Annotated in this window: 22 protein-coding genes and 1 pseudogene; 11 read left to right on the forward strand and 12 right to left on the reverse strand. The window is 66.9% G+C overall.

Annotated features, from left to right (window positions below):
• Nucleotides 1-150: 150 nt before the first annotated feature.
• The gene (locus tag ACFQS9_RS03385; protein ID WP_378401536.1) at nt 151-1,065 is read left to right on the forward strand and encodes a LysR family transcriptional regulator; all 915 of its coding nucleotides are present in this window, start codon (nt 151-153) and stop codon (nt 1,063-1,065) included.
• Nucleotides 1,066-1,115: 50 nt separating this feature from the next.
• Here the strand turns inward: ACFQS9_RS03385 and ACFQS9_RS03390 are convergent, their stop codons facing one another.
• The gene (locus tag ACFQS9_RS03390; protein WP_378401538.1) at nt 1,116-1,688 is read right to left on the reverse strand and encodes a pentapeptide repeat-containing protein; all 573 of its coding nucleotides are present in this window, start codon (nt 1,686-1,688) and stop codon (nt 1,116-1,118) included.
• Nucleotides 1,689-1,780: 92 nt separating this feature from the next.
• Here ACFQS9_RS03390 and ACFQS9_RS03395 point away from each other — a divergent pair, with 92 nt between their 5' ends.
• On the forward strand, nt 1,781-2,377 hold the full coding sequence (locus ACFQS9_RS03395; protein ID WP_378401540.1) for a TetR/AcrR family transcriptional regulator: 597 nt from the start codon (nt 1,781-1,783) through the stop codon (nt 2,375-2,377).
• A gap of 63 nt (nt 2,378-2,440) precedes the next feature.
• Here the strand turns inward: ACFQS9_RS03395 and ACFQS9_RS03400 are convergent, their stop codons facing one another.
• Together ACFQS9_RS03400 and ACFQS9_RS03405 are read right to left on the reverse strand one after the other, a co-directional pair.
• The gene (locus ACFQS9_RS03400) at nt 2,441-3,745 is read right to left on the reverse strand and encodes a hypothetical protein (protein ID WP_378401542.1); all 1,305 of its coding nucleotides are present in this window, start codon (nt 3,743-3,745) and stop codon (nt 2,441-2,443) included.
• A gap of 405 nt (nt 3,746-4,150) precedes the next feature.
• Nucleotides 4,151-4,834, reverse strand: coding sequence for a type 1 glutamine amidotransferase domain-containing protein (locus tag ACFQS9_RS03405; protein ID WP_378401544.1), 684 nt, complete (start codon nt 4,832-4,834; stop codon nt 4,151-4,153).
• A 152-nt stretch (nt 4,835-4,986) separates the two neighbouring features.
• Between ACFQS9_RS03405 and ACFQS9_RS03410 the strand changes: the two genes are divergently transcribed.
• The 3 genes from ACFQS9_RS03410 to ACFQS9_RS03420 are packed head-to-tail and all read left to right on the forward strand — an operon-like array spanning nt 4,987 to nt 7,636.
• Nucleotides 4,987-5,652 (forward strand): HEAT repeat domain-containing protein, encoded by a 666-nt coding sequence (locus ACFQS9_RS03410; RefSeq protein ID WP_378401546.1) that lies wholly within the window; start codon nt 4,987-4,989, stop codon nt 5,650-5,652.
• 13 nt (nt 5,653-5,665) lie between these two features.
• On the forward strand, nt 5,666-6,676 hold the full coding sequence (locus ACFQS9_RS03415) for a MerR family transcriptional regulator (RefSeq protein WP_378401548.1): 1,011 nt from the start codon (nt 5,666-5,668) through the stop codon (nt 6,674-6,676).
• Between the two features lie 42 nt (nt 6,677-6,718).
• Nucleotides 6,719-7,636 (forward strand): alpha/beta hydrolase, encoded by a 918-nt coding sequence (locus ACFQS9_RS03420; RefSeq protein WP_378401550.1) that lies wholly within the window; start codon nt 6,719-6,721, stop codon nt 7,634-7,636.
• A gap of 91 nt (nt 7,637-7,727) precedes the next feature.
• Here ACFQS9_RS03420 and ACFQS9_RS03425 read toward each other — a convergent pair whose 3' ends face one another.
• The gene (locus ACFQS9_RS03425; RefSeq protein WP_378401628.1) at nt 7,728-8,642 is read right to left on the reverse strand and encodes an ABC transporter substrate-binding protein; all 915 of its coding nucleotides are present in this window, start codon (nt 8,640-8,642) and stop codon (nt 7,728-7,730) included.
• Between the two features lie 188 nt (nt 8,643-8,830).
• On the opposite strand from ACFQS9_RS03425, the gene ACFQS9_RS03430 reads away from it, so the two are divergent.
• Together ACFQS9_RS03430 and ACFQS9_RS03435 are read left to right on the forward strand one after the other, a co-directional pair.
• Nucleotides 8,831-9,751: a sucrase ferredoxin gene (locus ACFQS9_RS03430; protein ID WP_378401552.1), complete on the forward strand. Its 921-nt coding sequence runs from the start codon at nt 8,831-8,833 to the stop codon at nt 9,749-9,751.
• Between the two features lie 199 nt (nt 9,752-9,950).
• Entirely contained in the window at nt 9,951-10,904 is a 954-nt protein-coding gene (locus ACFQS9_RS03435) for a DUF808 domain-containing protein (protein WP_378401554.1), read from the forward strand.
• 61 nt (nt 10,905-10,965) lie between these two features.
• Here ACFQS9_RS03435 and ACFQS9_RS03440 read toward each other — a convergent pair whose 3' ends face one another.
• Both ACFQS9_RS03440 and ACFQS9_RS03445 read right to left on the reverse strand, forming a co-directional pair.
• Nucleotides 10,966-11,250: a hypothetical protein gene (locus tag ACFQS9_RS03440; protein WP_378401556.1), complete on the reverse strand. Its 285-nt coding sequence runs from the start codon at nt 11,248-11,250 to the stop codon at nt 10,966-10,968.
• Between the two features lie 180 nt (nt 11,251-11,430).
• Nucleotides 11,431-12,039, reverse strand: a complete 609-nt coding sequence (locus ACFQS9_RS03445) for a TetR/AcrR family transcriptional regulator (protein WP_378401558.1) — start codon at nt 12,037-12,039, stop codon at nt 11,431-11,433.
• Between the two features lie 319 nt (nt 12,040-12,358).
• Here ACFQS9_RS03445 and ACFQS9_RS03450 point away from each other — a divergent pair, with 319 nt between their 5' ends.
• Genes ACFQS9_RS03450 through ACFQS9_RS03465 form a run of 4 tightly spaced genes read left to right on the forward strand, consistent with a single transcriptional unit; the run spans nt 12,359 to nt 16,892 of the window.
• Nucleotides 12,359-13,153 (forward strand): cyclase family protein, encoded by a 795-nt coding sequence (locus ACFQS9_RS03450; RefSeq protein WP_378401560.1) that lies wholly within the window; start codon nt 12,359-12,361, stop codon nt 13,151-13,153.
• 45 nt (nt 13,154-13,198) lie between these two features.
• A complete protein-coding gene (locus ACFQS9_RS03455) occupies nt 13,199-14,131 on the forward strand; it encodes a fumarylacetoacetate hydrolase family protein (RefSeq protein WP_378401562.1) in 933 nt (310 codons plus the stop codon).
• Complete coding sequence (locus tag ACFQS9_RS03460; protein ID WP_378401564.1) at nt 14,128-15,369, forward strand: thiolase family protein; 1,242 nt, start codon at nt 14,128-14,130, stop codon at nt 15,367-15,369. The genes ACFQS9_RS03455 and ACFQS9_RS03460 overlap by 4 nt, the downstream gene beginning before the upstream one ends.
• Complete coding sequence (locus ACFQS9_RS03465; RefSeq protein WP_378401566.1) at nt 15,366-16,892, forward strand: AMP-binding protein; 1,527 nt, start codon at nt 15,366-15,368, stop codon at nt 16,890-16,892. Before ACFQS9_RS03460 ends, ACFQS9_RS03465 begins: the two co-directional genes overlap by 4 nt.
• 289 nt (nt 16,893-17,181) lie before the next feature.
• Here ACFQS9_RS03465 and ACFQS9_RS03470 read toward each other — a convergent pair.
• The 6 genes and pseudogenes from ACFQS9_RS03470 to rpsF form a co-directional block, all read right to left on the reverse strand.
• A pseudogene (locus ACFQS9_RS03470) lies at nt 17,182-17,304 on the reverse strand (SDR family NAD(P)-dependent oxidoreductase); the annotation flags it as partial.
• 115 nt (nt 17,305-17,419) lie between these two features.
• A complete protein-coding gene (gene dnaB / locus ACFQS9_RS03475; protein WP_378401568.1) occupies nt 17,420-19,867 on the reverse strand; it encodes a replicative DNA helicase in 2,448 nt (815 codons plus the stop codon).
• Between the two features lie 540 nt (nt 19,868-20,407).
• Entirely contained in the window at nt 20,408-20,863 is a 456-nt protein-coding gene (gene rplI, locus ACFQS9_RS03480) for a 50S ribosomal protein L9 (protein ID WP_077040008.1), read from the reverse strand.
• A gap of 13 nt (nt 20,864-20,876) precedes the next feature.
• Nucleotides 20,877-21,119 carry a 30S ribosomal protein S18 gene (rpsR, locus tag ACFQS9_RS03485; RefSeq protein ID WP_027502095.1) on the reverse strand — a complete coding sequence of 81 codons (243 nt, stop codon included), beginning with the start codon at nt 21,117-21,119 and terminating at the stop codon, nt 20,877-20,879.
• 64 nt (nt 21,120-21,183) lie between these two features.
• Nucleotides 21,184-21,708 carry a single-stranded DNA-binding protein gene (locus tag ACFQS9_RS03490; protein ID WP_378401571.1) on the reverse strand — a complete coding sequence of 175 codons (525 nt, stop codon included), beginning with the start codon at nt 21,706-21,708 and terminating at the stop codon, nt 21,184-21,186.
• 65 nt (nt 21,709-21,773) lie between these two features.
• Nucleotides 21,774-22,061, reverse strand: coding sequence for a 30S ribosomal protein S6 (rpsF, locus tag ACFQS9_RS03495; RefSeq protein WP_027502097.1), 288 nt, complete (start codon nt 22,059-22,061; stop codon nt 21,774-21,776).
• Nucleotides 22,062-22,180 lie beyond the last annotated feature (119 nt).

Raw genomic sequence — 22,180 nt, forward strand, 5'->3', positions numbered from 1 at the left:
GACGGGAAACAGGCCGAACAAGGCGCGATCGCTGCACGCCATCTGTAGCGGGATTCAACGATCCCGATTCGGCTGAGACCCGGCGGGTCGCTATCGAAAACTCCGAGGCGACCTGGCTAATCTCTACAGTCGACAGAACACGGAGGACACATGCTGGAACGGCTCGAGCTGGAGGCCTTCCTCACTCTGGCCGAGGAATTGCACTTCGGCCGCACCGCCGAACGCCTGCATCTGACCACGAGCCGGATCAGTCAAACCATCCGGCAGCTGGAACGACGCATCGGCGCGCCGCTCTTCGAGCGCAGCAGCCGCAGGGTGACGCTCACCGCACTGGGCAGGCAGTTGCGCGACGACCTCCGCCCAGCCTACGACCAGATCGCAGCGGGGGTTGCCACTGCCAGCCGCGGCAATGTGGTGCCGCGGGTCATCATGGTCGGGTTCTCCGGGCCGTGGTGCGGAAACCTGATGGTGCAGGCCGCCAACCTGTTTCGCGAACGCTATCCCGGCTGCGTGGTGTCGGTGGAGGAGATCCAGCTGGTCGATCCGCTGGGCCGGATGCGTTCGGGGGTGGTGGAGCTGCAGCTCACCGAGTTCCCGATCGCGGAACCCGACATCACCACGGGGCCGATCATCTTCTCCGAACCGCGCTGCCTGATGGTTCCGGCAGATCACCCTTTTGCGCAGCGTGATTCGGTCTCGCTCGAGGATCTGGCCGACACCACGCTGATCACTCTGGCCGACGCGGCCGTGCCCCGGTACTGGATGGACTACTACTTCCCTCGCCACACGCCGTCCGGCCGCCCCATCCCGCAGGGTCCGGCCGCCATGTTCTGGCCCGAGGTGCTCGTGCACGTCAGTCAGGGCACCGGCGTCAGCACCGTCGCGGCCCAAGCCGAACAGTTCCATTCCCGCCCCGGCATGGCATTCGTCCCGTTCCACGATGCCCCGCCCATCGACTACGGCCTGCTGTGGCCGACCTCCAATCGGAACCCGTTGCTGCGTCCGTTCATCGACACCGTCTGCGAGCTGGCCGGAACGCGGCCGCCGAACGGGGACTCCGAATAGCGCCCCTTCGAGCCTTGTCGTCCCGGCTGTCATGCGTTCGACCGTGTCGGTCAGTCCAGCGTTGTGCCGTCCGGCATGGTGACGCCGGTGAGATCGGCCCTGTCCAGGACGGCATCGGCGATGTTCGCGCCGGTCAGGTTGGCCTTGCCCAGGTAGGTGCCGATCAGGGTGGCGCCGGTCAGGTTGACCTCACCGAGGTATGCGCCGGTCATGTATGCGCCGGAAAGGTCCGCTCCCGTGAGGTCCGCGTGCCCAAGGAAGGTTGACGTCAGAAAGGCCATCGTCAGGTCGGTGTCCCGCAGGTCGGCCCGGGTGAGATACGCGCCGGTGAAGTTGGCGTCATGCGCAACCGCGCCGGTGAGATCGGCCCTCGCCAGGTCGGCACCGACGAACTCGGCAGAGGTCAGATTTGCTCCTGCGAGGGTGGCATCGGTGAGGTCCGCTCCCGACAGGTCGGCGCCGGTGAGATCGACTCCCGACAGGTTGGCACCCGCCAGGCTTGCGCCCGCCAGATCGGCATCGGCGAGGCTCTCGCCCGAATCGCGGACAGCCCGTAGGGAATTCCAGGCCGCGACATCCGAGCGGAGTAGGTCGACAGGATTCGCCTGCGATGTCGATGTCATTGAGCCCCCGTGTACCAAGATCATCATCAGGTTGACGGCGTCAACCTAGCACCGGCTTGTTGACAGCGTCAACCTCCTTCTATCCTCTGGAGGTGCAGGAAAGAACCCGGGACACCCGCCGCGCGCTGATCGACGCGGCCAGTGACCTCTTGGCACGGGGGGGATCGGCACACGTCACGCTGCGAGCGGTCGGCGCGGCGGCCGACGTGTCACGGACCGCGCCGTACCGCCACTTCCAGGACAAGGACGACCTTCTCAGCACGGTGGCCGCCGAGAATCTGGCGGTCCTGAAGGCGGAGATGCAGCGCGCCGCCGCGGACACCACGTCGGACACCACGCCACTGTTCCGCGCCTGCCTCGCCTACGTCCGCGTCGCCTGGGAGTACCCGAACCACTACCGGCTCGAGTTCGGAGGCGACTATGTGATCAAACCGAGCCAGGTACTGGTAGATGCCGCCAACGACTTCAACAGGTACTTCAACGACCTCACTATCGAGGCGCAGCGGACCGGTGACCTCGTCGCCGACGACCCCCGCGACGTCGGCCCCATGCTTTGGGTGCTGCTGCACGGACTGGCGATGTCCAACCACCTTGTCTCGGACAAGATGTGTGAGCCCGGGACGGGCTATCAGGTCGAGGACATGCAGCGTGTTCTCGCCCTCGCACTGCGAAACCTCGCCCCACGCTGAGGTTCTCGGCGTTCGGTCACGGCGATGAACGCCACCTTGGGCTCTCCACGCCACGACACAAGGTCAGTCCAGAAATCCGATCTCGCCGATCTCGGTTCGGTAGTTGCCGTCGGTGCCGGCGAGTGCCGGCATCCACACCGTCAGCTCCGAGTGCGGGCGCTCGTCGCGCAACACGATTGGGGTCACGCCCTCGGCCAGAACGGCGTCGCCGAGCACAACCGTGTCTTCCAGAGTCCCTCCCGGCGCGATGGGGGTTCGAATCTCCACTCGCCCACCCGGGGTCGGGGACTGTATCCATACCGCCCGGAGCGCGGAGTCGACCGGAAGCCGCACGGAGAGTCCGACGCCGTTCTTGAATACCGGAAACTGCTGCCAGTAGCTGTCCGTGGACCACACCGACGCCGGGTTCGCGTCGATGGCCAGGCCAGCGGTGGCCGCGTTGTCGGGAAACTGCTGTGGCGAGACCACGGTGGCGTTCACCGGGAGGACCGGGACGAGGGGAGGCGGCGGGCCTGTCTCTGGGGGCGCGCTCGCCGCCGTGGTGACCTCCTCGACCGGGGCATCGGCCGGACGGCCGACCGAGGTGCCGATCGCCCAGCCGATGGCGCCGAGGGCAGCCACGGTGGCGACGGCAGCCGCTGACAGGATGGCGAGTCGTCGGGGCTCGATGCGTCCGTGCTCCTGCGACGGCTGGGGGACCGGTGGCGCCGCCGTGGCCGCAACCGTTGCCGAGTCCACGCTCGCCGCGGCAAGAACGGCGGCGATCTCACCGGCGTTGATCGGTGTGCCCGGGCTCAGCGCCTTGCTGATCACCTCGCGCAGTTCGCTCGGGGTTTCTGGTGGCACCCTCGGCTGGGAACCAGTTCCGTCGATCCGCTGGGTCGGCCATCCGCCGGCAACCAGTGCCCGCAGGAGGCTCCCGAGACCGCGAACATCGCCTGCTGGTGTCGCGGACGGCATCGAGCCCGGGAACGCCAGGTACGCGGTGCCATCCATGGCGATGCGGATGCGGGCTCGGTCATCCAGCGACAGCGCCCTTCCGATGTCGTGGGCATCGCGTGTCACAGCCGCCAACCCGGCCACGGCACGTGCCGCCCCGATGGACGACACCTGGCCCCGCAGTGCCTCGTCCACGGAAACACTGGGGATCCACTCGGCAACCACCGCGGCCAAAGATCCGTCCGCGACCATGTCGAAGATGCGAGCGATGCCCACCGACCGTAGGCGGCACAGGGAGATCGTGTGGGTGAACATCGCGTCTGCGACGGGGTTCTCGTTCCCCGGCAGTGGAGCCGGCGGTATGACGACCGTGAGGGCGACCTCGCGGCTGTACGCGAGGTCCATCGCACGCCAGAGCGTCGAACTCACGGTGACGCCACATTTTTCCAACAGACGATATCGCCCGGCTGCGACGATCTCGCCGGGACTGAGCTTCAGCACAACTGGACGTGGCCGACCGGCAAGAGGAACGGGGTCGCCCACGGAGTTTTCTTGCGCCACATCTGAACTCACGGTGCTCTCACGTAGGTTCTCCGCCAGTTCATGTCCGTGTTGGACCGCAGAATCACGAGTACGCGACCGAGTCATGTGCTGGATCATGGCACGCCCTCATGCTCGCAACTCGCCACCGCGCGACGGCGGCACTTTCAGTGCGCGAAATATCAACTTCGTGTGCGGAATTCGTCGAATTCAGTCTTGATACGCAAGGCTGTCAGACGTCCGCGGGGACGCAGGCGACCCTGTCCGCTGCTCGAAGTGGAGGTCGCGCGGCCGTCACAGCAGGCCGGCGACCCGCTCGGCGGTCGCTTTGGCGGACTGGGGATTCTGGCCGGTCACCAGTCGGCCATCGACGACGACCTTCGAGGTGAACGGCAGCAAGGCCTTCTCGTAGAGCGCCCCGCGCCGCTTCATGTCCTCCTCGACGTTGTACGGCACCTTGCCGGAGACCCTGGCCAGCACTTCCTCCCGCCAGGAAAAGCCGGTGAGCCGACGCCCAGCGACCAGCAGCGTGCCGTCGGACAGCTTCGTGTTCAGCAGGCCGCAATAGCCGTGGCAGACAGACGAGACGATCCCGCCGCGCTCGTAGACGTCGCGCGTGATCCGCTGCAGCCCCGCGTCATCGGGAAAATCCCACATCACCGCGTGCCCGCCGGTGAAATAGATCGCATCGAAGTCCGCCGGATCGACCTCGTCCGGCCGGGCCGTGTTCGACAGCAACGCCTTACGGGCGTCGTCCGCCAGCCACGCCTTCGCCGTCGCATCGACATTCGGCCATTTGAGGGAACGAGGCTCCAACGGCGAGAGCCCACCCTGAGGGCTGACAATGCGCTGCTCGTACCCCTTCGCCGCAAAGATCTCGTGGGCATGGGTGAGCTCCGACAGCCACAGACCGGTCGGCTCGGACGGATCGGCATAGTGTGCGACGTTGGTGACGACGTGAAGTATTCGCTTGGTCACGATCGATCCCCTTCATCGGCCGCGGGCGACTTTCCTCCGCGGATGGAATCAACCGTATCGATCGCCACGCATACGGGATAGCGCGATCACCGGACTGACAACGAGGCTTGACCCTGACACAGTGACAAGGACTCGAATGGTCGACGAAGGAGGTGGTTGTCGTGAACACAACCAACCATGGTGGGCCGAACGCTCACCTCGTCGACGCTCTGGCCGCGGCCGACCCGTCGGGCCGGCTACGGGCGGCGCTCGCCGCAGGCACGCGCCGCGATCCCCGGCTGACGGAGGCTCTCATCGCCCGGTGTGCCGTGGAACCGGACTTCTTCGTCCGCGACATGCTGACCTGGGCGTTGTGCCGCCTGCCCGCCGAGATCACGGTGCCCATGCTGACCGCCGAGCTCGGTTCCGGCACCCCGCAGGCCCGCAGTCAGTCGCTGCACACCCTGTCCAAGATCGGGGATCGGCTCGCCTGGCCTGCGGTGTCGGCGCTGCTGCGCGACCAGCACGACGAGGTCGCGCGCAGCGCGTGGCGGGCGGCCGTGGCACTCGTGCCGCCCGGCGACGAGGCCGAGCTCGCGGCCGATCTGGCGACCGAACTCGGACGGGGGGACCGGCAGATGCAGCTGAGTCTGAGCCGTGCGCTGGTGGGACTCGGGGAATCTGTCCTCCCGGTCCTCGACGCAGCCGCGACGAGTCCCGATCCGCGCATTCGCGCGCATGCGGACGCGACGAAGCAGCTCTGTCACGATCCTGACAGCGGGTTCACCCTCTCGCTCGAGATGGCGAAGCGCGTCGCGGTCGCCGGCCCGGACGCATAGAGGAGGAGGCGAGATGTTGATCGGTGAGGTCTCGCGGCGTTGCGGTGTCAGTACGCGGATGCTGCGCCACTACGACACGTTGGGACTGGTGAAGCCCACGGGCCGCACGTCCGGGGGCTACCGCGAGTACTCCGCCGACGACATCCGTCGACTCTTCCACGTCGAGAGCCTGAGGACCTTGGGGCTCTCGTTGAACGAGGCCAAGCGCGCACTGGACGAGCCGGATTTCGCACCGGCCGATCTGGTGGGTGACCTCATGCGACACACGCGCCAACGGATCGCGGCCGAGGAGGAACTGCTCACGCGGCTCGAACGCGTCGACGCCGCCGCACCAACGGAATGGGACGACGTCCTGCGCATCGTCACGCTGTTGCGCGCGCTCGAATCGGAGTCCGCGGCCCGCCGTCAACAAGCGATTCTGGCTCAGGACGGGACCGCACCGCTGCCCGTCGAAGCGCTGGTCGAGGCCATCCTGTCTGAGGACGACCCCAATGTCGCTGGGGCGCTGCGGTGGTCGTTGGCGAGGGCCGCCGGTCGGGGACTCGCGGGCCTTGCCACGGGTCTCGATTCGGAGGAGATCGAGGTCCGGCGTCGCGCCACCGCCGCAATAGCGGCGGTGCACACCGCCGAGGCGGCGGTTCTGCTGAGACGAGCCCTCGATGATCCGGACGCCACGGTCCGCGCCTCTGCGGCCCTCGCCCTCGGCTCTCGCGGGAGCATCGACTCGACGCCCGCCCTCCTCGAGATGGTGGCCGAGGGGCGGCGCGATGTCGAGGCCGCCGAGGTATTGGGCCTTCTGACGGAGCTGTCGCCCGAAGCCGACGGCATAGTCGAGGCCATGCAGGACAAGCTCGCCAAGACCGACGACGCGCCCACACGGCTGCGAATCACGCAGGCCCTTGCCGAGATTCCCGGCACGGCCGCACGGCAGGCACTCGCCCGACTGACCCACGACGACGATCGGACGATCGCGTCCACGGCGGCGGCGATCGTGCACGCGCAGGACCGCGGACGAAGACGGTAGCGCCGACAATCGAGTCGAGACCCCTGAGAGCGAGGAGGGCGCGTGCGATTCGCGCTGGACGTTTTGGTGGCTGACGTGCCTGAGGAGCAGGTCGATGAAGCTCGGCGCTTCTACGACTCGAGGATCGCCGGACGTGGCCCCAGCAGTCCCGAGGAGTTGAGGGAAGTACGGGGGAGGAGGCCCGATCCTTCTCCCGCCGACCCACCGGCGACCGAAGAGATGGTCCAGGCCGCGGGAGTGTGTGTCCCGGTGCGGATCTTCACTCCCGCCGGAGGCCGAGCGGGGGGCGTCTATCTGGACATACACGGCGGCGGCTTCTTTATGGGCTCCGCAGCGGGAGAAGACGTGCGTAACCGTGCGCTCGCGGACGCTCTCCACCTCGCCGTCGTCAGTGTCGACTACCGGCTGGCCCCCGAACACCCGTGGCCGGCCGCGCCCGACGACTGTGAAGCGGCGGCGCTCTGGCTCGTCGAGCACGCTGGTGCCCGCTTCGGAACATCCCGCCTGGCTATCGGCGGGAGGTCGGCGGGAGCGACACTCGCGCTGGCAACCCTGCTCCGACTGAGGGATCGAGGCGCCGTCGACGGGTTCACCGGCGCGGCACTCCAATTCGGCACCTATGACCTGAGTGCGCAGACGCCGGCCGGACGTCGGATCGCGGACGAGTACTTCATCCAGGCCTACGTCGGCCACGTGGAAGACCGCACGGCGCCGGACATCTCTCCCGTCTACGGCGACCTCAGCGGCCTTCCCCCGGCGCTGCTGGTCGTCGGGCAGGGCGACGTGTTGTTGGAGGACAACCTCGCGATGGCAGGTCGACTGTCCGCCGCCGGCAATGACGTCGAGCTCCGGATCTACCCCGAGTCACCCCACGGGTTCACGGGTCACCCGACGGCAATCGCCAGGACGGCGCTCAGCGGCGTCAATTCATGGCTCCTCGAGCGGGTCGCCCACTCGTAGGAACGGCGACTCACCAAGCCACCGCCCCGGTTGACGATTCCGGCGGCCAGCCGGCCGGCCAGTCAACCGCGTGCGGTGCCGCTGGCCTCCGTCAGTTGACGGCGCCTGCGGCAAGGATGTCGTCGAGGTCGTCGAGGACCGTCATGCCACCGAGCGGGCCGACACCGGTGATCCAGTACGACATGTCGACGACGTGCATGTTCGGGAAGAGCGCCCGGTCGGTCACCACGGCGGGGACCGACGTCGGGTCCTCCGGCTTCGCGCTTGTCACGAGGACCAGGTCGCCCTTCGCCTCGGCGGCCAGTTCGGGGGATACATCCACGGAGATCGAGTTCTGCCAGTCGCGGGGCGGGATCGTGAGGCCGGCACACTCCAGCGTGCTGCCAGCGAACGAGGTCGGCCCGTACAGGGTGAGGGTGTCGTCGCGGGGACGGATCAGCTGCGCCGTCTTGCCCTCGGTGCCGTGCTTGGTCGCGACCTCCTCGCAACGCGCGGTGTAGTCGTCGAGGAGGGTCTGGGCCTCCGAGCCCTTACCGAGGGCGTTGGCGACGAAACGGACATTGTCCTGCCACGGATCGGCCTGAGACGCCATGTAGACCGTCGGGGCGAGCGCGGCCAGCTGGTCGTACAGGTCCTTGTGCCGGGTCTCGGTCCCGATGATCAGGTCAGGGTTCAGCGCGGCGATCTTCTCCAGGTTGGGTGCCGCGACGGTCCCGGCCAGCGCGACCGACTCGGCCCTGTCGCCCAGGTAGGCAGGAACGCCCGTCGCCTCGCTGAGAACCGCTGCACCGACCGGGATCACACCCAGCGCGATCGAGGTGTCGAGGTGGACGGGCTCGAGGACCACGACGCGTTGCGGATTGTCGGGGACCTCGGTCGACCCGTGGGCGTGGGCCACCGTGCGCACCGGCGCGCTCTGATCGGACGCTTCGCCGTCGCCGCCACCGCAGGCGGCCAACGCCATCGTCGCGGCGAGGGCACAGATCAGCACTCGCCCCACTCGCATCGCTCCGTGTCTCATGCACACTCCCGTAAAGCCGAACCCAACCTCCGATAATATTGGTAAGACTAACCTAACAGGATGGGAGTTTCGTGGTGCTTCCTCGCCCCGACAGCGCCTACTCCGCGCCGTGCCCGGATGCCCGTCGATCGGCGGCGGCCGGGGTCGACTCTTGCTGGCGCGCAGGAGGAACGGTGATCGAGAACCCTCAGGCCAGCCGACGCTCGGATGCGTGCACGCGGCGGTCGTCGGCGGCCGGCGAGCCGATGGTCGCGCGCGCCGGACACACGCGCCTATGGGTGCTGATCGAGCACCCCGGCCCATGGCCGAAGTCGGCACCGGCCGGCGTTCTGCCCCAGGGCCTGCTCGACCGGATCGACGAACTCGGTGACCCCGCCCGCCTCGTACTGATCCGCCGACCCCGTCGTCGGGAGGTGACCGAACCACGGTGGATCCTCGCCTGGTCCGACGGGGTGAACCAGTGGATGCGCGAGGGGGTCGTCGACAGCTACGACGACCTCGCCGCCCTGCCGTTCGAGGCGAGCGCGGCCGGCCTGGAACCGGCCGCCGGCACGGCGCGCAGCGCCCCCCTGTTCGTCGTCTGCACACACGGGAAGAAGGATGCCTGCTGCGCCGAACTGGGCCGCCCGATCGTCACCGCTCTGTCCGCGGTCGACGGCGCGGACGTGTGGGAGTGCACCCACATCGGCGGAGACCGCTTCGCCGCGAACATGATTGCGCTGCCGGCTGGGGTGTACTTCAGCCGTCTCGGCGCGGAGTCGGCCCGGGCCGCGGCCCGCGACCATCTCGCCGGACGCATGTCGCTCGCCCAGCTGCGGGGCCGTGCCGCGCTGCCGCAGCCCGCGCAGGTCGCCGAACACGTGATTCGGGAGACGACCGGCATCGTCGCCCTCGACGCGCTCGAAAGTTACCGGGTGACAACGGCAACCGACAACACCGCAGTCGTGGACCTGCGCATCGCCGCGCGGGACTTCCGCGTCGTCGTGCGTTCCGGACCGCCGGAGGAACCGTTTCGGCACGGCTGCATCCCGGATACCGCCGCCACCTGGAACCGGTGGATCGTCGACCGGTTCGACGAACGCGTGGTCGAGTAGGCGACCGGGCCGGCTCGGCGGCACCGTCCGGCGGCGCCATTTCGTCCCCGAGGTGGTGAGCAACTGCACGATGGCTCTGTCCGGGCGACCCGTCCGCGGTCAGCTGGGCAGCGGTGCCCACCGGTTCGGTACCGTTCTGTGTCGACGCGCGACCGCGTGTCGTTCGACCGGATCTGCACATCCGAACTGGGAGGTTCCCGTGGCTGGTGGTCTCGTCGCCCTGTTGGACGACGTCGCGGCGATCGCGAAAGTGGCCGCGGCGTCGATCGACGACATCGGAGCGGCGGCCGGCAAGGCCAGCATCAAGGCGGCGGGTGTGGTGGTCGACGACACCGCCGTCACTCCCCGCTACGTGCACGGCTTCTCTCCGAAACGCGAACTGCCCATCATCCGCAAGATCGCGATCGGGTCGATCCGCAACAAGCTCCTGATCATCCTGCCGGTGGCGATGATCCTGAGCCAGTTCCTGCCACAGGCCCTGCCGTACCTGCTGATCGCCGGCGGCTTGTTCCTGTGCTACGAGGGAGCCGAGAAGGTCTACGAGGCGCTGACCGGGGGTCACCACGAGGACGAGGGCGCGGCCGCGGCGCTGAGCGGGCCCGAACACGAGAAGACGATGATCAGCGGCGCGATCCGCACCGACCTGATCCTGTCCGCCGAGATCATGGTGATCTCGCTGTCGTCGGTCGAGGACGAACCGTTCCTCACCCGGCTGATGGTGCTCATCGTCGTCGCATTCCTCATCACCATCCTCGTGTACGGCGTGGTCGCCCTGATCGTGAAGATGGACGATGTGGGCCTCGCGCTCGCGGGCCGCAAGTCATCGTTCAGCCAGCGGATCGGCCGCGGCCTCGTGGCGGCGATGCCGAAGGTGATGGCGGTGCTCACCGTGGTCGGGATCGCCGCGATGCTGTGGGTCGGCGGCCACATCCTCATCGTCAACGTCGGCGAGGCGGGCTTCCACTGGCCGGCCGATCGCCTGCACGACCTCGAGCACTGGTTCGGCGAGCTCGTGCACGGCGGCTTCGGCGGTGTGCTGTCCTGGACCGCGGGGACCGTGGCATCCGCCCTTGTCGGACTGGTCGTCGGCGCGATCGTCGTCCTGATCATGCACCTGATTCCGAAGCGGAAGAAGCAGGACGTAGCGCACTGACCGGTCCGGTTGCCGGCACCCCAACCACCGCGGAGGAAATCCGGGTCGGCGGAGCCATGCGCTAGGGGACCTGGAAGACGGCGACTCCCGGGCTGACGGGGACGTGATCCCCGGTCCGATAGGAGGATGCGGTCGCGCTGACCACACCACTGCCGGTGACCACCGTCGCGGGGATGTACCGACACCAGTCGTCTGGCGCGATCGGGCCGCTGTAGTCGAGCGGGACGCGTCGGACCTCGACGGTGCCAGTAGCACCGGTCGTCAGGTTTCGCCAGTTCACGGTCACTCCGATGCAGTCGTAGGAGCCGATCACGTACGTCGTTGGACGCGCTAGCTGAAAGGTCACCTCGCCCGGCGCCCCTTGGTCGAACGCCTCCCTCAGACAGCGACGGTAGATGTGCTCGAAGTCGGGTCGCGGTAGACGGCGAGACCGGATGCGGGGCTCGAGTTGGTGACCAACTGCCACATGGTGTCTGCGTCCAACGTCGCGAAGAAGCGCTCCGTTTCGTCAGAGGTTGTGAGCAGGTCAGTCAGGAACCTCTGTGCCAGTGTGGGTTTTCGTCAGTGCGCGTGCGTAGACGGTCTCGAGCGCGGTCACTGCGGCCCGTCGATCCACGTGGTCTGGGTCGAGGCGGTGCTGAATGTTGATACCCAGCGTTCCGCCCAGGAGCGCCACCGCCACTGCGTCCGGATCAGCGACGGGCGCCGAAACGGAACGCAGGTAGTCGCCGTAGTAGCGGCGCAGTGTCCGATACTGCTCGGCGTAGGTGTCGCGCACTGGGGAATCCTTGCTCGTCGCCTCGAGGAGGATCGTCGCGAAGATTCGCGCCTCGGGCTGCGACATTATTGCGAAGTTGGCCTCGATAAGTGCCGCGACGCCCGGTTCGGTTGCGGCCGCGAGGTTGTCTCGCAGCTGGGTCAGCGCCCACCGGAACGATTCCTCGACCACGGCGCGAATCAGTCCGTCCTTCGATCCGAAGTGCCATGCGACTGAGCCGCGGCTGATGCCTGACAGTTCTGCTACGGCTTGGATGGACATGGCTGTGGCCCCGCGTTCGGCCGCGAGTTCGGTGGCGGCCGCGACGAGTCGCCGCCGTGTTTCCTCGGAGATTTCCTGTTTTCGTGTCGATGCCATCGTGTCTTCTGTCTCGTTCTGATCGCTGTGAGCGCGTGGCAGGGCGAGCTTGTGCTCATGGCTGGGAGCCCCACCCTGGATATCTATGTTATCGGTCCAATCATCGGATATCCGTCCCGGCAGCTGCCCTAGGTCGAGGCTTCTGACGGGTTCTCGCAGGTGATCGACCATTTCTTGCTATGCCATCCGGGCAGCCGGAGGCAGATCGAAGCGCTGGTCGGGCAGTGAGGTTCAGCGCGCCTGGGCCGCTGGACCCTTGCCTATGCCATCCGTCCAGTTCTATGCTGACCGTCCAATAACTAGTTGGAAGGTGTGAGCGATGGTGCAATTGATCGACTTGACGCGGACGCTGGACCCGGCGGATCGCGATCTCCTCCCGGAGCAGCTACGGCCGCTGGCTGCCGTTGTCGCGCCGGCAGTGACCTATGCGCATCCATCCGGGAGCGGCCGGGACGAGTTCGCGGCGGCGATGCGGTGCTCGGTCGAGGATCTACCCGAAGGTGAGGGGTGGGGTTCGGAGTTGGTGACGGAATTCAGCTCACACCTCGGTACGCACGTCGACGCGCCGCTGCACTACGGCTCTACGTGCGAAGGCAAGCCGTCCCGCACGATCACCGATATCTCCCTCGATGAGCTGTGGTGCGAGGCAATCGTTCTCGACCTCCGGGGTCGCTGCGCGGCGAACACCGCAATCTCGGTCGACGCGCTCGAAGCAGCCCTGACGGCGAACGGTGCCCCGATCCCGGCCGGCGGAGCGGTCCTGCTACGCACCGGGCAGGAGCAATTCACCCTGACCGACCCGGAGTTCTTCCAATACCCGGGAATGAGCCGCGAGGGCACGTTGTTCCTCGCCGAGCGTGGCGCCAAGGTCCTCGGTACCGACGCCGCCGGATGGGACCTGAGCTTCGCGGTGATGGCGCGCAAGTTCGAGGAGACCGGCGACAACTCGGTGCTGTGGGACGGACACCGAGCCGGTCGCGAGCGCGAGGTCTTCATCGTCCAGCAGATGACGAATCTCGCCGCGCTGCCACCGTCCGGGTTCCGGGTGGCGTTCTTCCCCATCAGGCTCGCCCGCGCCAGCGCGGCACCCGCTCGCGTCGTCGCCTTCGTGTGAGTTCGCCACACGGCGACCCGAACAGATGAAAGGAATTGATCACCAATGAAATTGGCGACCATTGAGTACGAGGCATCCGTGCAGACCGCACTCGTGCTGGAGGACGGCGGCAAGCTCCTTCTGCTTGGCCGCGCGCATGCCCTGATGACGGGGGAACAGGCCCCGGAGCTGTCCACCATGCAGCGCATCATCGAAGGCGGCGCCCCCGTGCGAGCGATGCTCGACCGGATCGCCGTGGCATCCCCGGACGAGGCGGTCGTCGAGGCGCACGAGGTTCGCTGGATGGCACCCTTGCCCCAGCCCATTCAGATCCGAGACTTCGGGTGCTTCATGGACCACTTCCGCAATGCCAGGGCTCGGATTCAGGGCGTCCCTGTCAGCGAGGTCGAGCTCCCCGCAATCCAGCTCGAGCGGCCGCTGTACTACGTCGCCAACCGGTTGTCGGTGACCGGTCACGGCGCCGAGGTGGCGTGGCCGGCCTACTCGACAGTCAGGGACTACGAGTTGGAGTTCGCCTGTGTACTCGGCCGCGGTGGAATGGACATCCCGCGCGAGCAGGCTCACGACCACATCTTCGGCTACACCATCTTCAACGACTTCAGTGCCCGGGACACTCAGCTCGAGGAGATCTCGACTGGACTCGGGCTGAGCAAGAGCAAGGACTTCGCGGATTCCAATGTGCTGGGTCCGTGGATCGTCACTGCGGACGAGATGGACGACCCGTATCGGCTTCAGATGGTCGCCAGGATCAACGGCGAGGAGGTGAGCCGCGGAACCAGTGCAGACATGCATCACACTTTCGCGGACATGATCGCGTTCGCCTCCAGCTCAACTCGGTTGCACGCCGGCGAGGTGTTGTGCTCGGGCACGGTACCGACGGGCTGCGGAATCGAGCACGGTCGTTACCTCGAGCCCGGAGACGTGATCGAGCTAGAGGTCACCGGCCTGGGCGTCCTGCGCAACCGGGTGGTCGAATGAACCGCGATGTGATGGTGCTGGGAGTCGGTGCAACCCCCTTCGGCCGACACACGGACAAGACCGCCTCCGACCTGTTGGGCGCCGCCGCGGCTGACGCGCTGGCCGATGCAGGCCTCCGACGCTCCGATGTGGGTGCGGTCTTCCATGCAACAGTCAGCCAGAAGGCCCTCGACCACCAGCACATGATCCCGGGCCAAGTTGCCTTGCGCCCGCATGGATTCGTCGGGGTGCCGGTGGTGAACGTCGAGAACGCGTGCGCTGGCGGTGCGACTGCGCTCTGGTTGGCGATCGCTCACGTCCGTGCCGGGCTGTCCGAGGTCGCACTGGCCACCGGTGTCGACAAGCTCGTGTGTGCCGACCCCTCACGGGGATTGGCGGTCTTCGACGGTGCGCTCGACGTAGCGAACCGCGACGAAGTTCTCGCGACTCTGGCGGCGCTCGCCGCACCGCTCCCCCCGCAGCTCGACACCGCGCCCGGCGACAGGTCGGTCTTCATGGAGGTCTACGCGGCGCTCGCCCGCGCGCATATGGAACGGTTCGGTACCACCGAGTCGCAACTGGCCGCCGTCGCCGCGAAGAACCATGCCCACTCGGTGTACAACCCTCGTGCTCACTTCCGCAGATCCTTCACTGCCGACGAGGTACTGGCCGCACGGCGCGTCGCCTGGCCGTTGACCGTGCCGATGTGTTCACCCGTCAGCGACGGTGCTGCGGCAGTGGTCGTGGCGAGCGCCGAATTCGCACGGCGGGCCGCCTCGAGTGACCGCGCGGTCGCGGTCCTCGGCAGTGCGCTGGTCTCGGGCACCGACCGAGCCGCAGACGACGCACACAACCACATCGGCCGTCGAGCCGCCCTCGCCGCCTATGAGGAAGCGGGGCTTGGGCCGGGCGACGTCGATGTCGCCGAAGTGCACGACGCGACCGCATTCGGCGAGATCCAACAGGTCGAGAATCTCGGCTTCTGCCCGATCGGACACGGCGGACCGTGGTCGGCCGCAGGCGCCAGCACCCTGGGGGGCGCTCTCCCCGTCAACCCGTCCGGTGGCCTCGAATCTCGCGGGCATCCGGTGTCCGCCACCGGTCTGGCGCAGGTGTTCGAGTTGGTAACCCAGCTTCGCGGCAGCGCAGGCGAACGCCAAGTGCCCGGTGCGCGAATCGCGATCGCCGAGAACGGCGGCGGCGTCTACGGCATCGAAGAGGCAGTAGCCGCCGTCACCATCCTCGGAGGCACACGATGAAATACCCTGCGGAAGAAACGAATCCGAACATCGATCCGGGGTACGCGGAATTGATTCTGACCGCCCTGCGACGGCACCCGGATCGTGTCGCGTTCCGCTTCACCGACGACCACGGTCAACGGCGAGTATGGACCTATCGCGACGCTGCCGAGCGGATCGAGCGCACAGCCACTGTCTTCGGGGAACTCGGCTTGACCCCGGGACGCGGTGTGGCGCTACTGTCCGGCCCTCGACCAGAGGCATTCACCGTCATGGTTGCCGCATGTCTTGCGGGCTTGCGATACGTCGCACTGCACCCGCTGGGAACGGCGGAAGCCGACCGAGTCATCCTCAGGGACAGCGCCGCAGATCTCTTCGTCGTCGACGACTCCCAGTTCCCCACTCGAGCTGACCAGGCGGGCACGAAAGCCATCACGATGGCTGCACTGAACCGCCGCGTCGCCGAGGCACGGCCAGGCCCGCAGGACCCACGAGGGCCGGCCCTGTACCTCTTCTACACGGGCGGGACAACGGGAGAACCGAAGGGCGTGATGCTGCGCGACCGGTCACTCGTCGCCAATGCGTTCGCCTGTTCCACCTGGGAGTGGCCGCAGGACACCAACTTCCTGATCACCACACCAATGTCTCACGCGGCGGGCCTGTTCGTGGCTCCCGGGTTGCTCCGGGGTGCAAGCTTCGACGTGCACGCGTCCTTCGATCCGGACAAGGTCATCGACGCGATCGAACGCGACGGCGTCTCTGCATCGTTCCTCGTTCCGACGATGCTGTACGCACTGCTCGATCACCCACGTGCCGCCCATGCCGACCTGTCAGGGCTCCGCTGGATCCTGTACGGAGCCGCGCCCACCGACCCGACACGTCTCGTCCGAGCGCGTGAGCTGTTCGGGCCGATCCTGAGCCAACACTACGGACAGGCCGAGGCCCCGAACGCGCTGACAGTGCTCGACCCCAGCGAGCACCACGACGATCCGGCCGTCCTCGGTAGCTGTGGGCGCGCGATGCCGGGTGTCGAGATCGCCGTACTCGATTCGAACGGCCGGGAAGTCGCGCCCGGCACACCTGGAGAACTGTGCGCCCGGGGTCCGTTGGTGATGGACGGCTACTGGAACAAGCCCACCGAGACAGCAGCGGCGCTCAAAGGTGGATGGCTCCACACCGGTGATGTCGCACGCCGCGACCACACCGGGCTGATCACGATCGTCGATCGCATGAAAGACACCATCATCACCGGCGGCTTCAACGTCTATCCACGCGAAGTCGAGGACGCCCTCGCTACACACCCCGCAGTCGCGGCGAGCGCGGTCTACGGCCTACCGGATCCACAATGGGGCGAGGCAGTTACAGCCGCGGTTGTCTTCCACGACGGCCACACCGCCAGCCCCCGGGAACTCGCCGAACACGTCCGCGCCACGAAGGGCTCGGTATGGGCGCCCAAGCGCATCGATGTGTACGACGCCCTACCGACGACAGCGTTGGGCAAGATCGACAAGAAGGCTCTCCGACACACACATCCGGCGCAGTAACAACTTTGTCGGCGGCTGAGTCATCATGGGTTCTAGACCAGTCGCGCCGAGCGGGCGGGCCTGTCAGCGCTGTACGAGTCAGCCGCGGACGGACAGTGGGGCTGTGGATCACCGGACGAGCCTTCCGGTCGGCTGATGCGTTTGTGGTACGTCGCATCGTGCCGCCGGAAGGCCCGTCCACTCTGTTCGACCCATACCGGACGGGCCAGCGCCTAGGGTCGATGGCGCTTGTGAGTCCTGCATCGACTGGGAGAACGATTCCGGTAGTCCAGCGCGACTCTGGTCCAGCCAAGTAGCGGACCGCTTCTGCCACATCCCATCCCGTGCCCTCGGTTCGAAGCGGTGCAGCCTCGGCCCGGAGGCGACGCGCATGCTCGTCCAGCCCCTGTGCGTCCATCAGCGGTGTGTGCACCAGACCGGGCGCGACGGCATTGACCCGGATCCCGTCGGGACCTGCATCGCGGCCATGGCTTGGGTGAGGCTAGGTCCGGAAAACCTCATCTGACTCCGGAACCTACAACAGCAACCTACCCCCGCGCCATGTCCACGAAGCGCGAGTAGTGAAGCTGATGGGCAACGGTGATCGTCGCCGTCGGGCCACCGCGGTGCTTGCCCAGGATGATGTCCGCCTCGCCGCCACGCGGGTCGTCCCGCTCGAAGGCGTCGGGCCGGTGCAGCAGCATGACCATGTCGGCGTCCTGCTCGAGCGAGCCGGACTCGCGGAGGTCGGACACCATGGGGCGCTTGTCTGTTCGCTGCTCGGGACCGCGGTTGAGCTGACAGATCGCGACCACCGGGACCTCGAGCTCCTTGGCCAGCAGCTTGAGGCTTCGGGAGAACTCGGAGACCTCCTGCTGACGCGATTCGACCTTCTTGCCGGACGTCATCAGCTGCAGGTAGTCGAGCACGATCAGCTTGATGTCGTGCTTCTGCTTGAGCCGCCGCGCTTTCGCCCGGATCTCCATCATGGTCAGGTTGGGGGAGTCGTCGATGAACAGCGGCGCCTCGCTGATCTCGCTCATCCGCCGCGCCAGCTTGGTCCAGTCGTCGTCGTTCATCTTGCCGGACTTCATGTCGGAGAGCTTGATCTTCGCCTCCGCCGACAGCAGGCGCATGACGATCTCGGTCTTTCCCATCTCGAGGGAAAAGATGACGCTGGCCATGCCGTGCTTGATCGAGCACGACCGCATGAAGTCCATTCCGATCGTGGAGTTGTGTGTCGGCACCATCGCGCGCCCCGCCAGGTACAGGTGTTCGGCGTTGTCGACTTCGACGCACCGGACGGGCACGCTCTCGATCTTGCGCACATCGGTGACGTACCGCGAACCCGAACGCGCGGTGCTGTGGCTGGCCCGACGCTCCTTGTGCAGCAACGCCTTCCGAGTCAGACCGAACACCTCATCGTCAGTCGCGAACGTCAGCGTGAACGCCGTCGACGACGCCTCGGTCCTGCCGGGCACCCGCTTGGTGCTCGTCTGGCACCGGTAGCCGAGGCTGACCACCAGTTCCTCGACGTCCCGAACGAGGCGCTCGCTCGTGACACAGAACTGGACCGAGCCGCCGTGGGTGACCGTGCCGTCGGTGTCGAGCAGCCCGGCGAGTACCGCCCGCCGCTGCGCCTCCGACCCGCGCAGGTATTGGGTCGGAATGTGCTTGTCGCCCAAGACCCCGATGGTCCGCAGGCGAGCCTCGATCGGCTCGGCGGCCGGCGGCAGCTTCAGGCTGTAGCGCAGGTCGGTCGACGGAGACGGCACCGCGACGAGGCCCTCGGCCTCGATGAGCATGATGATCTCGGGATCGGCGGACGTGATCTGGGCCGCAGCAGACGTACCGTCGCCGAGCCAGGCGCCGAGGGTGTACGGCGGCACCAGCAGATCCTGCTTCGGGAGTTGCAGCGGCTTCGCGTTGGCCACCGAATGGTTGACGCGCTGATCGGCCGTCGGGCAGTGCAGCGTCGCTGCGATGTCGGCAGTGGTGCGGACCTCCGCGAACGTGCGCTGGTTCTTGTACCGGTTGTATCCGGTCGCTGCTTGCTGGGCGGACCGCCGCGCTGCCCGCGTCTCCGTGAGCCACTGATGCTGCTCGTCCGCCACCAGCACGGTGCCGTCGGAGAATTCGACCTCGTAGCAGGGCCGTCCCGTCATCACCTCGGTGGCGGCCACCACCGTGGTCGGGTTGCCCTGGGCGTCGATCAACTGGTCGCCGACGCGGACTTCGCCCATGGTGGTCCACCCGGTGGGAGTCGGCAGGGGGGTGTCGAGCGCGAGTGCCTTACCGACACCGGGACGGGCCGCCACGATGATCATCTGCCCGGGGTGCAGGCCGTTGGTGACCTCGTCGAGCTCGGTGAACCCGGTGGGCACGCCGAGCGAGAGGCCGCCGCGACTGGCGATGGAGTCGATCTCGTCCATCGTGGGCTGCAGCAGCTCCTCGAGCGGCACGAAGTCGTCGTTGGTGCGGCGCTCGGTGACGTCGTAGACCTCGGCCTGCGCCCGGTCGACCACCTCGGCCACGTCCTGGCCCTCGGACCCGGCGTAGCCGTACTGCACGATCCGGGTGCCGGCCTCGACCAGGCGGCGCAGGATCGACTTCTCCGCGACGATCTCGGCGTAGTAGCCGGCATTCGCGGCGGTCGGCACCGTCTGGGTGAGCGTCACCAGGTACGGCGCGCCGCCCACCCGGCGCAGGTCGCCGCGGCGCTCCAGCTCGGCCGCCACGGTCACGGGGTCGGCGGGCTCGCCGCGGGCGTACAGGTCCAGGATCGCGTCGTAGACGTTCTGGTGCGCGGGGCGGTAGAAGTCGCCGGGCCGCAGCCGCTCGAGCACGTCCGCGATCGCGTCCTTGCTCAGCAGCATGCCGCCGAGCACCGACTGCTCGGCCGCCATGTCCTGCGGGGGCTGGCGCCCGAAATCCTCGCGGGGCGGCTCAGCCTGCTCCGAGTAGTCCGAGTGACCACGATCGTCGACAACCGCCACGCGATAACCGTCCTCTCCCCGCAAACCTCGACGCCCGGTCGGCCACGCCGTCCGGTGCGTCCACACGCAATACATACGCGTCCGGACCGACAGGCTGGTCCCGACCCCCGGAATCGGGGTCCGGCGCCGCCGTCGCAGGACGCGCGCGCACGACGTTAGGCATCCGGACCGGCTCGTTCAACATGGACTGTGTACACAACTGTGGATGAATTGTGGAAACCGCAGTTGACCAGTGTTAGCGCCCTGGGGACAACCTGAGGATAACTGTGTAGGTTCTTCCCATCTGCGCAGGTCATGATACCTTTTGTTGTTCACAGGCCTGTGGATGAAAATACTTTCGGCGTGTCCCACCCGTTGGGCATTCGGGCGTGTTGCGGAAACGCGCTGACCTCGCAATATGAGTTTCATCACAGTGATTGATCACACGAACTGGACGCTTGTCCTTGGACTCGGTCACAACGAGCGGAGAGTTATCCACAAACGACTCGGGGCCCCGCCGACCATAGGTCTGCGGGGCCCCGAGGGCGAACGTGGGTCGGACTAGCCGGCGACCACGTTCAGGTGGAACTTGGCAACGACGTCGGGGTGCAGGTTCACAACCACGGCGTGCTTGCCGGTCGCCTTGATGTGCGCCTTCGGCAGCTCGAGGCTGCGCTTGTCGACGACCGGGCCACCGGCGGCCTTGATGGCGCCGGCAACGTCGGCGGCGGTGACCGAGCCGAACAGCTTGCCCGAGTCGCCGGCCGTCTTGACGGTCAGCGAGACGCTCTCGAGGCCCTCGATCGCGGCCTTGATCTCCTTGGCGTGGTCGAGTCCGCGCACGGCGCGGGCTTCCTGCGCACGGCGGATGCCTTCGACCTGCTTCTCGGCGCCACGGGTGGCGACGATCGCGAGACCGCGGGGCAGCAGGTAGTTACGGCCGTAACCGTCCTTGACCTCAACGGTGTCGCCGGGCGCACCGAGGTTGTCCACGTCTGCAGTGAGGATCAGCTTCATGTCTTCCCTTTCCTTAGCGAGCCGTCGAGACGTAAGGAAGCAGAGCGACCTCACGCGAGTTCTTCACGGCAACGGCCACGTCCCGCTGGTGCTGGACGCAGTTGCCGGTGACACGGCGCGCGCGGATCTTGCCGCGGTCGCTGACGTACTTACGCAGCAGCGTCGTGTCCTTGTAGTTGATCTGCGTGTTCTTCTCTTTACAGAAGGAGCAGACCTTCTTCTTCATCACCTTGTCGCGCAACGGCGGCTTCGGCATTGTCTTTCTCCGTACTTTCAATGTTCGTTCGCATCAGATCCCGGCGCTGTCGCCAGTGCGGGGATCAGAACGGGGGTTCGTCGTTTCCACCACCGGAGCCACCGAACGAGCCGGCGGCCTGCGGGGCGCTGCCCCACGGGTCGTCGCCGCCGGTGTTGGCAGCCGGGCGTCCGCCGCCCGAACCACCCGAGGAACCGAACCCTCCACCGCCACCGCCGCCACCGCGGCTGGCCTTGTTGACCTTGGCCGTGGCGTACTTGAGCGAGGGGCCGATCTCGTCGACCTCGAGTTCCATGACAGTGCGCTTCTCGCCCTCGCGGGTCTCGTAGGACCGCTGCTTGAGCCGGCCGCTCACGATCACCCGAGAACCGCGAGTCAGGGACTCGGCAACGTTCTCCGCAGCCTCGCGCCAGATGTTGCAGCGCATGAAGAGCGCCTCGCCGTCTTTCCATTCATTGGTCTGACGGTCGAAGGTGCGGGGCGTCGATGCGACCGTGAAGTTCGCAACCGCGGCCCCCGCGGGGGTGAATCGAAGCTCGGGATCGGCCGTCAAGTTTCCGATGACGGTGATCACGGTGTCGCCTGCCATGTGGGTTCCTCCTGCAGTGTGTGGAATCCTGTTGCGCCGAGCCTAGGGCCACGCGCAGACAGAAATCACTTGTTGTGGCGCAGAACCTTGGTGCGGAGCACCGACTCGTTCAGGCCGAGCTGACGATCCAGCTCGTTCACGGTGGCAGGGGTCGCGTTGATGTCGATCACCGCGTAAATGCCTTCGCTGTGCTTGGCGATCTCGTAGGCGAGACGACGCTTACCCCAAACATCGACCTTGTCGACACTGCCGCCGTCCTGGCGAACAACATTGAGGAACGTATCCAGCGACGGAGCGACGGTGCGCTCGTCCAGGCTGGGGTCAAGGATGACCATCAATTCGTAATGACGCATAAGACCTCATCACCTCCTATGGACTAGTGAAACGGCCACGGACTATCCGTGACAGGAGGGTCGTTGCGTCAGCAACCCATGCAGGTTACACGAGGAGCCCCTGACCTGCGAAATCGCAC

Source organism: Rhodococcus daqingensis (assembly GCF_042665615.1).
Classification (GTDB): Bacteria; Actinomycetota; Actinomycetes; order Mycobacteriales; family Mycobacteriaceae; genus Rhodococcus_G; species Rhodococcus_G daqingensis.